The organism is Psychrobacter sp. YP14 (assembly GCF_003209315.1).
GTDB classification, from domain to species: domain Bacteria; phylum Pseudomonadota; class Gammaproteobacteria; order Pseudomonadales; family Moraxellaceae; genus Psychrobacter; species Psychrobacter raelei.
The window spans coordinates 327054-340946 of record NZ_CP029789.1 but is presented as its reverse complement, the minus strand read 5'-3'; the positions used below and the strand labels follow the sequence as shown (position 1 = coordinate 340946).

The following is a 13893-nucleotide window of genomic DNA, read 5'->3' as shown; positions in this document are numbered from 1 at the left end:
CTTATTCAATTTTGAACACACTGTATTATAACATTACTGTTTTTAACTTATCGGCTGATTGTATTTTGTTAGAATTAACACCGAGCTCGTTAATCAGTGAATAGAGTAAGTGAATAAAATAAGCGAATAATAAGGACAAACCATGCAAACAATTATTTTAGGCGGCGGCTGCTTTTGGTGCACCGAGTCTGTTTTTCAGTCGGTAAAAGGGGTGCAAAAAGTCACCTCAGGCTATATGGGCGGCGAAGATGCCAACTTGGCCAATTATAAAGACGTCTGCTCTGGCACTACCGGACATATCGAAGTGGTGCGCGTTGATTTTGATGACACTATTGTGCCTTTAGAGGTGGTGTTAGATATCTTCTTTGCCACGCATGATCCTACCACTCGTGACCGTCAGGGCAATGACATCGGTAGTCAATATCGTTCAGTGGTTTTCTATACCGATGAAGAAACTCAAAAACCAACCATCGACCGTACCATCAATAAACTGCGTGACATGGGACTTGATATCGTCACTGAAGTGCATCCTGTTCATGAGTTCCATGTGGCAGAAGACTATCATCAAGATTACTTTAATAAAAACCCAACCCAAGGCTATTGCCAAGCGGTTATTCCGCCTAAGTTAGGCAAACTACGTAAAGAATTTAAGCAATATATGGCCAAATAGGGCTGCGTGTTAACACCTTTATGTTGAACACTGTTGCTGGCATCATGAATCATGGCGCCAGCATTTTTTTGTGAGTCAATATATAGATAATGGGTTATCATTAATCTCACTGTATTGTCTCACCACAAAAATACCTTTGTTACTAAGCGAGTCATTATGAATCCTGAATTTTGGCAAGAAAAATGGCAAAACCCGCAGCCAGGCTTTCATCAAGCAAAGCCAAACCAGCTTTTGGTCAGCTACTTTAAGTCTCTTAGCCTAGTCCCTGCCAGCCGTGTTTTTGTGCCTTTGTGTGGCAAGAGCATAGATATGCTTTGGCTGGCTGAGCAAGGCTATGATGTGATTGGCTCAGAGCTGATAGATAGCGCAGTACAGCAGTTTTTTTCAGAAAACAATATCGAGATGAGTATCACTAAGCATCCTAAAAATGAGTCTATGAATATCTATCAAGGCCAATATGCCGGACGACTGATCCAAATCTTTGCAGGCGATATCTTTGAGCTGAGCCCTACTGATGTGGGCACTATCGATGCCGTTTATGATAGAGCCGCTTTGGTGGCCATGCCCGATAAAGCGCCCACTCACTTGCGCCGTCAATACGTACAGCAAGTCATAAAGCTAACCCAAACTGCGCCGCAATTGCTGCTTAATTTTGCGCTGAATGCGCCAGCGATGGATGAGGCCACGCGTCTGAGCCGCCAGCAAGGTGGGCCGCCTTTTGTGGTATCAGATGACGCCATTTATGGTTACTATCAAGAGGCGTATCAGGTTGAGTTTTTAGGTCAAGATGCTTTTGAACCGACTGACCGCTTGATTAACCAAGCTTGGCGATTAATTAACCAATCGTAACCGGCCTATCTCCCTGCATTTATAGCGCCTCTCTCCCTGCATTTACCACAGACTTGATGACTATTTACCTATGCCGCATACTGTTTTGTCCAGCCCAGCCGCCACAGTTAAACGTATTAAAATTGGCGCACTAGATGCCCTAGATATCCGTGCTCCGGCGTATCAAGCGGTTGTATTACTACAAGGTGCTCAGCTGATTTATTTTTCTAGCGGCAAGCTGCCCACAAAAGACTTTGAGCAATTAGCGCCGCAGCATGTTAGCGATAACTGGCTGTGGGTCAGCGCGCAGGCCCAATACGACACTCAAGATTCAGTGCGAGGCGGCGTGCCTCTATGTTGGCCGGTATTTGGGCTGTTTAGTGCCAATCCTGAAGCGGTTAAAACAAGCTTTAAAGATAGCCCGTATGATGTAACTCAGCATGGCTATGCCCGCACACAGGTTTTTGATTTTGAGCGCTTTAGCAGTGAGATTGGTGATAGTAAGAGCTCAGAGCTGGTATTAACGCTGACAGGATCCAGCTCGCCCAAGCTGGATTTGACAGTGACATTTAGCTTTAATGATCAGGGCGTTAACATTAAGCTGACCACACAAAATCAAGAGGCGCATACTGTGCATTTCTCGCAGGCGCTGCATACCTATTTGCCCACTGCAGATATTACGCAAACGGTGATTGGTGGCTTTGATGGTGTCAATTATAGTGATACGCTACAGACAGATGCGACAAATGGTGGCTGGCAAACCAAGACCCAGCAAGGTGATATCAGCTTTCAGGGTGAAGTTGACCGTATCTATCACGGCGCGCCAGACATCACCCTCACCACCCCTACCCAGCGCTATCAGCTTATCGCTACAGGCAGCAATAGTACGGTTGTTTGGAATCCGTGGATCAAAAAGGCCAAGCAGGTCAGCCAATTTGCCGAGGATGACTACCTACGTATGCTGTGTATCGAGACCGCCAATGCCCATTTGGATGCCGTCACCTTGCAATCAGGCCAAACCCACAGCTTAAGCTTAAGCCTATCCCAAGCTCATTAGCCTGCCTACCTTAACCTCACCTTGTCCCGTCGTTTTGTTATGGTAACCAAACTGCTGTATACCTTTTATTTACGCTGTATTTTGGTTACCCTAACCTGGCGCTGTTTATAATCTTATAAACCATTTAAAAAGCCCATGTCTTAAGTTGGCTGGATTTGCTTACTCGTTTTTTATCAATGTGTTAATAAAACGGTTAATAACATAGCCCCCAATACTTAGGGTGCCTAACCTTACAGGATAGACTTTGGTCACTTAGGACACCCAACAAATATCTCATAACCCGTTACTTTATTTTAAGGAATTCCTTTATGCTGCGTACCCCTCTTGCTGCTACCTTGACCACGGCCCTTGGCATTTCTTTGGCGGCCACCTCAGCACACGCCGCCAAGCCGCCGGCCCCTAACTTATCAAATGCTGAATTTCAACAGTGCTTAAGTGGCCTAAAAAACTCAAGTACTTTTCGCGGCGTAAGCAGCTCAACTTTTGAAAACTATCGCCCCATCGAGCCGGATCCGAGTGTGATTGCTTCGTTAAACTATCAACCTGAGTTTCAAAAAGATGTGTGGGATTATCTGTCATCATTGGTGGATAAAGAGCGCGTTGAAGATGGTATTCGTGCCAAGCATGAGATGGCAGATACCTTACGCCGCATTGAGGCGCGTTACGGGGTGAAGCCTGAGCACGTGCTGGGCGTGTGGGGTGTCGAGTCAAACTTCGGTCAAACCTTAGGCAAAAAAGATCTGTTCCAGTCACTGGCTACTTTGTCTTGCTTTGACCGCCGTCAGTCTTATTTCCGCGGCGAATATGCCAATGCCCTAAAAATCGTACAACAAGGCGACATTCGTCCACAAGATATGACAGGCTCTTGGGCAGGCGCTTTTGGTCAGACTCAGTTTATGCCCGGTACTTTCCTTGATTTGGCGGTAGACTTCGATGGTGATGGCCGCCGAGACTTGGTCAACAGTAAGGCTGATGCGCTGGCATCAACTGCCAACTTCTTAGCCAAACGTGGCTACCGCAGCGGAGAGCCATGGGGTTATGAAGTAAAAATTCCACAAGGATTCTGGGGCAGCAATAGCCGCAAAGACAAAAAGTCTATGAGCTACTGGCGCGACAAAGGCTTCACGTTAGCCGATGGTCGTCCTCTACCTTATGACTTAAGCAGCGCAGGTTTACTGTTACCTGCCGGCCTAAATGGCCCTGCCTTCTTAGTGGGTAAGAACTTCGATACCTTCTACTCTTATAATGCTTCAGAGAACTATGCGTTAGCCATTGCCCACCTGTCTGATTTGATCACTAAAGAGGACAGCAGCAAGACCGACTTCATCACCGCTTGGCCGACCGATGACCCAGGCATCAGCCGTCAGCAAGCCAAAGACATTCAGCAAGCACTGCTTAATGCCGGTTATGACATTGGAGAGGTTGATGGCATCATCGGTGATAACACCCGTCTGGCCATTCAGCAATATCAGACCAGTAAAGGCGTATTCCCTGCCGATGGCCGTGCCGGTCAGAAGTTCTATCGCTTGATTATGGGCAATACTGGAGGTAGCGCCAATAACCCACGTCCGGCGTCAACCTACGCCTCATCCTCTTATCCGGCGCAGCCAAGCCAAGCGCCTAGTGCGACCAATGACAGCATCACCCGCTTAATTGAGCAGCAAGATGGCTATCGCCGTGAGCTTCAAAGTGATGGCACCATCCGTTTAATTAGAGTGGATAAAGGTCAATAAGCCCAAGGCCATACGTGAGTATTTAACTAAATATTGCCAACAATACCGCCAACAAAAAGCCATGCAATTGCATGGCTTTTTTTAAAATTATGTTGATGATTAAACGATAGGTGGCGGCGTCGGTTTACCGTTTTCACCATCCCAGTTTTCACGGGCTTTTTCATCTAAGTCTGCTGGGGTTTTGGGCTCCCACTTGCCGTTTTCTTTCCAAGTGGCATCTCCCCAGTCCTCTTCTTCTTCATCGTCCCACTTTTTATAGTTCTCGCTTGGGTCAATACCACGGCGCTTCATATCAGCAATTTGCTCTTCTAGCGTGTGGCCGCCTTCTGCTTGATGTAGGACTTGTTCTAGATGATCGATTTCGTTTTTTAAATTGTCTTGGTTGCTCATAGTGTTGTCCTTAGACCTTGAGAGTCGCTTATTTTTAGATATTATTAGTTTAGATATTATTAGCATGGGATATGATGAAATTCTACTTTAAGCTTAGCGCAACTACAATGACAACACGTATACTTTATATTACTAATCCGAGGGTTTGGTAAAGCATATGGTAAAACATAGGGTAAATGACGATCGCTTTACACCGGATAGATTAATCGCTGCACCATAGTTGATACCTGTGCCAAATCTGCTTTGGGGTCGGAGACGAAAAATGCCAGCTTGGGCACCGCTAAGCTTGACGCGTGTTGCGGCTCTAAATCGCTAAGACGGTCTGTGTGACGTTGTGTGGTATGCCCCACAGACAGCCCTTGCATGCTGTGTAGGACAGATTGAGTGGGCAAAAGAAACTTATGGCGCAAGCGCGCAGTACTGGATTCAGCCGCCGCTTGCTGCTGCAGCAAGGCTTTAACTCGGGCCGCAATGGCAGCACCTGAATCGACTACTTTAATATCCAGTCCTTGCTTGGCTACCTCAGCTAAAACAAACTCTCTAAAAAATGGATAATGGGTACAGCCCAGCACCAGATGATCAACTTGTTGCTGAGCAAATTGATACAGCTGCTGCTTTAATCGCATCGGCGTGTCACTGTCCATGGGCATGCCCGCCTCGACCCAAGGCACCAATTCAGGATCAAACCATTTAATCACGGTCACTTGCGAGGGCCGCGCATACTCATCAATAACTGTATTTAATAGCGGCCCATCCAAGGTAGCCTTGGTGGCCAGTACCGCCACATTTTTGCTGGTACTATTTAATACGGCAGGCTTAAGTGCGGGAACCAACCCGACAATAGGTATGTGCGGGTATTTTTGCCGTGCCAAATGCAGCGCATGCGCCGACGCACTGTTGCAAGCAATCACCACCAGCTTACAGCCTGCAGCCACCAGCCAGTCAACTGCCGTCAGGCTTAGCTGCTGAATTTCACTGCTTGGCCGAGGCCCATAAGGCACATTTAAGGTGTCGGCATAATAAATAAAATGCTCTTGGGGCAGTGCCTGCTTGAGGTGCATATACACCGACAACCCCCCCACACCTGAGTCAAAGATCCCTATGGGCGCGGGACCAGTAACAGAAGGCGGCATCTGCGCCTTATCGTCATCGGCAGCCACTTTTTGACTGGCATCTTGGGATTGGTTGATAGCTACAGCTTGAGTTGTCATGGCCTAGGCTTACTACGCTAAAGGTACTTGAGCCGCTGCAGTCACCTCTACTGCGGCCCAAGTACACATAAGTTAATTGGCGACCGTCATCGAATAAGCGTTACCACCACTTTGTAGGATTAGGCTGGTTTGAGCGTCCTGCTCAGTCAGCTCCCCTAATTTCACCAGGTGCATTAACACCGTGCGTGACAGCAAACCCTTCATGCCAAAGCGCACCTCGATATAAGGGCGCTGCTCGCCTTGATACTCGCCCATTTGTAGGGGATGATCCTCATCTAAATGGACCACATCGCCGGTGCTGGTGATAAATTCTATGGTCTGAGTACCCTCTTGTTCGATGACATTGACTTCAGTGATTAAAAAAGGCACATCTTCTACCTTAATGCGCAGTTTTTCAACTGGAGTTTTTAAATAATACGCACTATTCTCGTCAGTCCCTTCTCGCCAAAGTACGGTGGAGAACAAGTCCACCAAGGATTGACGGCTAATTTTGCTGCCCTCGTGCCACCACTCACCATTGGCTTTAATCACCAAATCCATCTCGCCCACACGCTCAGGATGCCACTTATCCAGCGGCGGAATAGAGCGGCCACGGCGGTCTGTGACTTGATGTTTAAGATACTCCGAAAGCGAGTCTATACTGGCTTTGGCTAAAGTGCTGTTTGTCTCTGATTGATTATCTGGGTTTGCCGTTATTTTTGGATTAGAACAAGAGTGTGACATATTAGGCTACCTTTATTTGATAGTTATTATCTGTTATTGCTATCTATTGTTATCGGCGTTGATCATTTGTGTATTATTGACTCACTTGATACTAAGATTATGAAATTTTACTGATGAGTCAAACTGCCGTTAGCTTGACACAGACAGCTGTTACAAGGCCTATGCAGGCGACAGCGACATTTACTTTACCACGGCTGAGTCACAAATCGTGTCGTCTTTATCCAACTTTTATTTTATAATGGGTAACCAACTGCAACCCTTTTTTTATATTTCCGCCAGCCTAAGTCATAAGAACTTATTTTTATACCCGACTGTGGTCGCTTATTGGGATACAATTGGGTATATTTATAGGAGTTCAAACAAACATTTGCTAGCGATTAAATTAACATAATCCACACCAACTATAGGGTCTGGTGTTGGCATTATTGAGCCAGCTATAAGGAGTCTGAAATGCAAGATGAACAAATAGAACGTGAATCGATGGAGTTTGACGTTGTTATCGTTGGGGGTGGTCCCTCTGGGCTATCTGCCGCTATTCGCCTGCGTCAACTTGCGCTTGAAGCTGGCCTAGATGAATTTATGGTTTGTGTGGTAGAAAAAGGCTCTGAGTTCGGTGCTCACACTTTATCTGGCGCTGTGATTGAGCCTCGTGCTATTAACGAGCTTATCCCAGATTGGAAAGAAAAAGGCGCGCCTTTAAATGTTCCAGTGACTGAAGACCGTGTGTACTATCTCAATTCAGCCACCCGATCTATCAAGACGCCGGACGCATTGATACCTGCGCCTATGCACAATGAAGGCAACTATATTGTGTCATTGGGCAACGTGGTACGCTGGCTGGCCGAACAAGCCGAAGAGCTTGAGGTTATGATGTTCCCAGGCTTTGCTGCCTCTGATATCTTGTATAACGATGATGGCTCAGTACGTGGTGTATTAACGGGTGATATGGGTGTGGCCGCTGATGGCTCACACAAGTCAGGCTATGAGCCAGGCTATGAGCTAAACGCCAAATACACCATCTTTGCTGAAGGCTGCCGTGGTCATTTAGGTAAGCGCCTTATTAGCCGCTTTGGCCTAGACAAAGACAGCGACCCACAGCATTATGGCATCGGTCTAAAAGAGCTTTGGGAAGTTGACCCAAGCAAGCATGAGCCAGGCGTGGTTATGCATGGTTTAGGATGGCCGTTAACTGAGACCGGCTCTACCGGTGGCTGGTGGTTGTACCATGATGAGAATAACCAAGTCAGCTTCGGTTTGGTGATCGACTTGGCCTACCACAACCCTTATATGTCGCCCTTTGATGAGATGCAGCGTCTAAAAACACACCCGGTGATTAAGCAGGTATTAGAAGGCGGTAAGCGTCTGTCTTATGGCGCGCGTGCATTGACCAAAGGTGGTCTCAACTCATTACCTAAGCTGACCTTCCCAGGCGGTGTCTTGGTCGGTGATGATGCCGGCTTCTTAAACCCTGCTAAGATTAAAGGCACACACACCTCAATGAAGTCAGGCATGTTGGCTGCTGAAGCCATTTTTGCGGCGCTTCAATCTGGTCGTCAGCATGATGAAGTCGACAGCTACAGCAAGATGTACAAAGACTCTTGGTTGTATCAAGACAACCATGAAGCGCGCAACTTCTCGCCAGCTATTCACCGTATGGGCCCACTTATGGGCGGTGCATTCACCTTTATTGAGCACAACTTACTCAAAGGCAAAATGCCCTTTACTGTCCATGACACCACCCCTGATTACAAGGCGCTGGATAAAGCGGCGCAAGCCTATAAGCCAGATTATCCAAAGCCTGATGGTAAGCTGACCTTCGATAAGCTGTCGTCTGTGTTTATTTCAAACACCAACCATGCTGAAGATCAGCCAAGCCACTTAAAGCTGACAGACCCAACGGTCCCCGTGACCGTCAACTTACCGATTTATGCTGAGCCGGCACAGCGTTACTGCCCAGCTGGCGTGTATGAAATCGTGAAAGACGCTGAAGGTGCTAAGTTCGTCATCAATGCCCAAAACTGTGTGCATTGTAAGACCTGTGATATCAAAGACCCCTCACAGAACATCACTTGGGTCGCACCAGAAGGTGGCGGTGGCCCCAACTACCCCAACATGTAACCCATCAGGATATAAGCTATTGCTTTACCCTATCGCTAAAAAAACCCAGTCACGTGACTGGGTTTTTTTGTAGCAAAATAGCGTGTAAATTAATTAATTAATTGATGAGTTAATCCTTCCACGCATCACGGTTGGCTTCATCTTTTAACTTCACAAACTGATCTGGATCAAAGGTGATTTGATCAGGGGTCTTACCCTCTTTTACCTGGCGCTCATAGTCACGTAATACGCGCAGTGCCACAGGAGATAAGATGATAATCGCCACCAAGTTGGTTAAGGCCATTAAACCCATAGATAAATCAGCAAAGTTCCAGATGGCAGGCAAGTTGGCCACTGAGCCAATAAATACCATGGCCAATACCATAAAGCGGAAAATCATAATCGCAGACTTAGCACTTTTTTCACCAGATATGAACTCTAAGTTTGACTCACCATAGCTGTAGTTGGCAATGATAGAGGTAAAGGCAAAGAAGAAAATAGCCACTGCAATAAAGTAAATACCTGAGTCGCCCACATATTGAGATAAGGCCAGCTGAGTGAGTTTAATACCTTCTTGCTCAACATTGGGATCATTCACAACGCCCGATAAGATAATAATCGATGCGGTAGCAGTACAAATAACCAAGGTATCGATAAACACACCCAGCATTTGCATAAAGCCTTGTACGGCAGGGTGATCAGGATGACTCTTGGCCGTTGCTGCTGCGTTTGGTGCAGAACCCATACCCGCCTCATTTGAGAACAGACCACGTTTGATACCGTTAATCATTGCTTGAGCGATACCATAGCCAAGTACCCCGCCAGCGGCTTGTTCTAAACCGAAGGCAGATTTGATGATTAAGGCAATGGCAGCCGGGAACTGACTAAAATTAGTCACAATAATAAACAGCGCCAATAGCACATATAAGATGGCCATTACTGGTACCACTTTACCTGCCACACGCGCCACTGAACGAAGACCACCAAAGACCACCGGTGCTACCAATACCACCAATACCAGACCAGTCAACCAGGTTGGTGCACCGAACGCTTGATGCGTGGCTTGAGCGATGGTGTTGGCTTGTACGCCATTGAAGGCCAGACCAAAGGCCACCAACAAACATAATGAGAAAAAGATCGCCATCCAGCGCTGACCCAAGCCTTTTTCGATATAGTAAGCTGGACCACCGCGGTATACATTATCATTGTGTGGCACTTTATAAGCCTGCGCCAAGGTCGATTCAATAAAGCTGGTCGACATCCCCAAAATTGCAGTAATCCACATCCAAAATACCGCACCTGGACCACCGATATAGACGGCAATGGCTACACCCGCTAAGTTACCCGTACCCACACGAGCAGCCAGTGAGGTCATTAAGGCTTCAAATGAGCTAATCCCCCCATCTTTACGGCCCTGACCTGAGCTACGCAGTAGATTCCACATATGACCAAACTGACGAAACTGTACAAATCGGGTGGCAATGGTAAAAAAGATACCGGCACCAATTAGAATAAAAATTAATAAACCATACCAGGGGTTGTCCATGATTAGCCAAGAGTCATTACCCCAGATAATCCCATTTCCCCAATTTACAAACGCATTAAAGCCTTCTGCGAAGACGTTCGTTGATTCCACCATAGCAATTCTCCTTGTGTCTAAACCCTCCAAGTGCTTAATGCAACTGGCTTTGGCTTGATTTTCTAATACTTAAAAAGCCAAGCAAAACCCAGGCACCAAGCTTTATTCAATATAGGCAAGGTTTAGAGCAATTAAGTGTGCTTAATTTTAATACATGATACGTGGAGACGCCGTTTGCATCGATTAAGACTCGCAAATGGGCTGGCGCCAACGCCCCCATCTCTAGATAATCAGATAGTGACTGCCAAGCCAAGTGTCAACTTGTACAGACAAGCCGGTCATTCTAAGAAAATGTCGAGCTGAGTACAACAAATACTGTGAAAAAACTAAACTTTAATTGAGAAGGCTTAGCTATTTTGAAGAATAAAATATATATCTTGAAAGGATGCTTATCGTGAAATTATTTAACTAAAAAATGCAAAATATGAAAATAGTTGATTGCTATCCCAAGATTACATCTGTAAACTTAAATGAGTCTGTAACTAACCTGATACATTTTAGGTCGTTTTAGAGATGAATTGAAAGGTTACTTACACACTTTCACAAGAAACTATCAGGCTGCAGGAAGCAGTCTCCCACTAGAGGGGCCACCCCCTACTGACAAAAGGAGTTTGTCTTATGAATCCCTCACAAGATTCGTCAGGCTATTGGAAAGCCAACGTCCGTCTTATCCTCATCTGTTTGTTTATCTGGGCTTTTTGCTCATATGGTTGCGGCATCTTATTTCGTCCTCTTCTGGCCGGTATTAAGTTTGGCGGGGCCGATCTTGGGTTTTGGTTTGCACAACAAGGCTCAATCATCTGCTTTATCCTTCTTATCTTCTTCTACGCTTGGCGTATGAATAAGTTAGACAAACAATATGGCGTAGACGAGGAGTAACCCTATGAGCCAATTTACTATCAATCTTATATTCGTTGGGGCTTCTTTTCTGTTGTACTTTGGCATTGCCATTTGGGCGCGTGCAGGCTCTACAAAAGAATTCTATGTGGCCGGTGGTGGCGTTCACCCTGTGTTAAACGGTATGGCAACGGGCGCTGACTGGATGAGTGCGGCGTCCTTTATCTCTATGGCAGGCCTATTGGCAGCCGGCGGTTATGGTGCCTCTTCCTATCTGATGGGCTGGACCGGCGGCTACGTGTTACTAGCCATGTTACTTGCGCCTTATTTGCGCAAATTCGGTAAATACACCGTACCAGATTTTATCGGCGATCGCTTCTATTCAAAAACGGCGGCTTTAGTGGCCGTGGCCTGTTTGATTATTGCCTCTACCACTTATGTTATCGGTCAGATGACCGGTGCCGGTGTTGCCTTCTCACGCTTTTTGGAAGTGGACAATACCACCGGGCTTATTATCGCCGCAGTTGTGGTTTTCTTCTACGCTGTATTAGGTGGTATGAAGGGCATTACCTACACTCAGGTGGCGCAGTACGTGGTACTGATTATCGCCTACACCATTCCTGCTGTCTTTATCTCACTTGAATTAACCGGCAACCCGATTCCTGGTCTAGGTATGTTCTCAAACCATACTGAATCTGGCATTCCGCTACTGACTAAACTTGATCAAGTGGTCACAGACTTAGGCTTTACCGCCTATACCGCCGATGTACCTAGCAAGCTTAATATGGTGTTATTCACCTTATCACTGATGATCGGTACCGCGGGTCTGCCCCACGTTATTATTCGCTTTTTTACCGTTCCTAAAGTAGCCGATGCGCGTTGGTCGGCAGGCTGGGCACTGGTATTTATTGCCTTATTATATTTTACTGCCCCTGCTGTGGGCGCTATGGCACGTTTGAACCTGATGGATACCGTCTATCCTCAAGGTGTTGATGCCCCTGCTCTACCTTATGATGAGCGTCCAAGCTGGATGCAGACTTGGGAAGAGACCGGTCTTATCAAATACAATGACCTAAATGGCGATGGCCGTATTCAGCTGTATAATGACTCAGGTCTGGGCGCTGCTAAGGCGGCACTGGCCACAGCACAAGCAGAAGGTGGCGATGTTGCTGCCGCCACTACCGCCGTTGAAGAAGCCACTACCGCGCACGCTGGCGAGTTAGAAGGCAAGTTTGTCACTGCCGGCTGGCAAGGCAATGAGCTTGATGTGAACAATGATATTTTAGTACTGGCCAACCCTGAGATTGCCAATCTGCCACCTTGGGTTATTGGTCTAATTGCAGCAGGTGGTTTGGCTGCAGCACTATCTACGGCCGCCGGTCTGTTACTGGCCATCTCCTCTGCCATTAGTCATGACTTGGTAAAACGTAACTTCAATCCTGACATCACCGATAAAGGTGAGCTGCTGGTAGCCCGTATTTCAATGGCGGTGGCTATTGTGGTGGCAACTTACTTAGGTATTAACCCACCTGGCTTTGCCGCGCAAGTGGTGGCATTAGCCTTTGGTATCGCGGGTGCGTCTTTATTCCCAGCACTGATGATGGGTATTTTCTCAAAGCGTATCAACAACTACGGCGCTATCGCAGGGATGCTGGCAGGTCTAATTACTACCTTAGTTTATATCTTCGTATACAAAGGCTGGTTCTTTATTCCACATACCGCCAATTTTCCTGACACTGCAGAATACTGGCTGTTCGGTGTATCACCCATGTCATTTGGTGCTATTGGTGCGCTGATCAACTTTGTTGTGGCTTTCTTAGTGTCATCAATGACCCAAGCGCCTCCTGTACACATTCAAAAATTGGTAGAAAGCGTACGCTCTCCTCGTGGTGCTGGTGCTGCTATCGATCATTAATGTTAGACAACCGCGGTATATTTATATGAAATTAAACGCACTCAGTGGCCGGCCCACTGAGTGACCAACACAAGATGAATAGGTCAGTAAATCGACTTATTCATCTTTTGTTTATGAGCACGAGTGTTTATTGGTGCTAGTACTGATTGGTGCTAGTATTTATTAGTATGAGTGTTTATTGCCACTGGCCATTTTCGACCCACTTATTTTGGACCCCTGCTTATGATTTATGAATTTATTGCCACCGTAACTGCAGGCTTTGGTATGGCCGGTATTGCCATGATTATACGTCACCTGACTAAGCTTACTGGCAAACAAGCCCCGAAATGGCTGATTCCCATTTTTGCTGGTATCGGTATGTTAGGCTTCCAAATTCATCAAGAATACCACTGGCAACAGCAGCAAATAGATAGACTGCCTGCACAGGTAAAAGTGGTCAAAACCGTCGAAGGTCAAGTGTGGTATCGACCTTGGAGTTACCTAAAACCGCAAGTGATCCGCTTTATGGCCGCAGAGTCAGGCAAGCCTGTAGCCACAGATATCACATCAAGCACAGACGACATCAGAAGCACCAACATCTACTTATTTGAAAGACGCATCAGCACCAAAGTCATTGCGCAGCTGGTTAATTGCAGTCAGCCTGCCATCACCAGTGTCACCATCACCCCTCCTTTGTCTGCAACCAACTTTCAACAGCTGCAATGGCAACCGTTGGCCACTGATGATGACTTATTACAGGCAGTCTGCCAGTAAGGCTCATGTCAGTAAGGCTCATATAAGTACGGCTCATATA

12 protein-coding genes are annotated in these 13893 nt (G+C 46.6%); 8 read left to right on the top strand and 4 right to left on the bottom strand.

Annotated elements, in window-relative coordinates:
* The first annotated feature begins 142 nt into the window (after positions 1-142).
* The 4 genes from msrA (at position 143) to DLE54_RS01425 (ending at position 4288) form a co-directional block, all read left to right on the top strand.
* Positions 143-670: a peptide-methionine (S)-S-oxide reductase MsrA gene (gene msrA, locus DLE54_RS01440; protein ID WP_011959578.1), complete on the top strand. Its 528-nt coding sequence runs from the start codon at positions 143-145 to the stop codon at positions 668-670.
* 156 nt (positions 671-826) lie between these two features.
* The gene (locus DLE54_RS01435; RefSeq protein WP_110816013.1) at positions 827-1519 is read left to right on the top strand and encodes a thiopurine S-methyltransferase; all 693 of its coding nucleotides are present in this window, start codon (positions 827-829) and stop codon (positions 1517-1519) included.
* A gap of 70 nt (positions 1520-1589) precedes the next feature.
* Positions 1590-2555: a D-hexose-6-phosphate mutarotase gene (locus DLE54_RS01430; protein WP_110816012.1), complete on the top strand. Its 966-nt coding sequence runs from the start codon at positions 1590-1592 to the stop codon at positions 2553-2555.
* Positions 2556-2863: 308 nt separating this feature from the next.
* Positions 2864-4288 (top strand): lytic murein transglycosylase, encoded by a 1425-nt coding sequence (locus DLE54_RS01425; protein WP_110816011.1) that lies wholly within the window; start codon positions 2864-2866, stop codon positions 4286-4288.
* Between the two features lie 99 nt (positions 4289-4387).
* On the opposite strand, the gene DLE54_RS01420 is transcribed toward DLE54_RS01425, so the two are convergent.
* From DLE54_RS01420 to DLE54_RS01410, 3 genes are all read right to left on the bottom strand, one after another.
* Complete coding sequence (locus DLE54_RS01420; RefSeq protein WP_110816010.1) at positions 4388-4678, bottom strand: hypothetical protein; 291 nt, start codon at positions 4676-4678, stop codon at positions 4388-4390.
* Between the two features lie 188 nt (positions 4679-4866).
* On the bottom strand, positions 4867-5889 hold the full coding sequence (murI, locus tag DLE54_RS01415; RefSeq protein WP_110816009.1) for a glutamate racemase: 1023 nt from the start codon (positions 5887-5889) through the stop codon (positions 4867-4869).
* Between the two features lie 72 nt (positions 5890-5961).
* Positions 5962-6612: a DUF1285 domain-containing protein gene (locus tag DLE54_RS01410; protein ID WP_110816008.1), complete on the bottom strand. Its 651-nt coding sequence runs from the start codon at positions 6610-6612 to the stop codon at positions 5962-5964.
* Between the two features lie 450 nt (positions 6613-7062).
* Between DLE54_RS01410 and DLE54_RS01405 the strand changes: the two genes are divergently transcribed.
* Complete coding sequence (locus DLE54_RS01405; protein ID WP_011959571.1) at positions 7063-8730, top strand: electron transfer flavoprotein-ubiquinone oxidoreductase; 1668 nt, start codon at positions 7063-7065, stop codon at positions 8728-8730.
* A 109-nt stretch (positions 8731-8839) separates the two neighbouring features.
* On the opposite strand, the gene DLE54_RS01400 is transcribed toward DLE54_RS01405, so the two are convergent.
* A complete protein-coding gene (locus DLE54_RS01400; RefSeq protein WP_110816007.1) occupies positions 8840-10348 on the bottom strand; it encodes an alanine/glycine:cation symporter family protein in 1509 nt (502 codons plus the stop codon).
* 618 nt (positions 10349-10966) lie between these two features.
* Here DLE54_RS01400 and DLE54_RS01395 point away from each other — a divergent pair.
* The 3 genes from DLE54_RS01395 to DLE54_RS01385 all read left to right on the top strand — a co-directional run bounded on the left by DLE54_RS01395 (position 10967) and on the right by DLE54_RS01385 (position 13853).
* Entirely contained in the window at positions 10967-11227 is a 261-nt protein-coding gene (locus DLE54_RS01395; RefSeq protein WP_011959569.1) for a DUF4212 domain-containing protein, read from the top strand.
* A 4-nt stretch (positions 11228-11231) separates the two neighbouring features.
* Positions 11232-13100, top strand: a complete 1869-nt coding sequence (locus tag DLE54_RS01390) for a sodium:solute symporter family protein (RefSeq protein WP_110816006.1) — start codon at positions 11232-11234, stop codon at positions 13098-13100.
* A 222-nt stretch (positions 13101-13322) separates the two neighbouring features.
* Complete coding sequence (locus DLE54_RS01385; RefSeq protein WP_110816005.1) at positions 13323-13853, top strand: hypothetical protein; 531 nt, start codon at positions 13323-13325, stop codon at positions 13851-13853.
* Positions 13854-13893 lie beyond the last annotated feature (40 nt).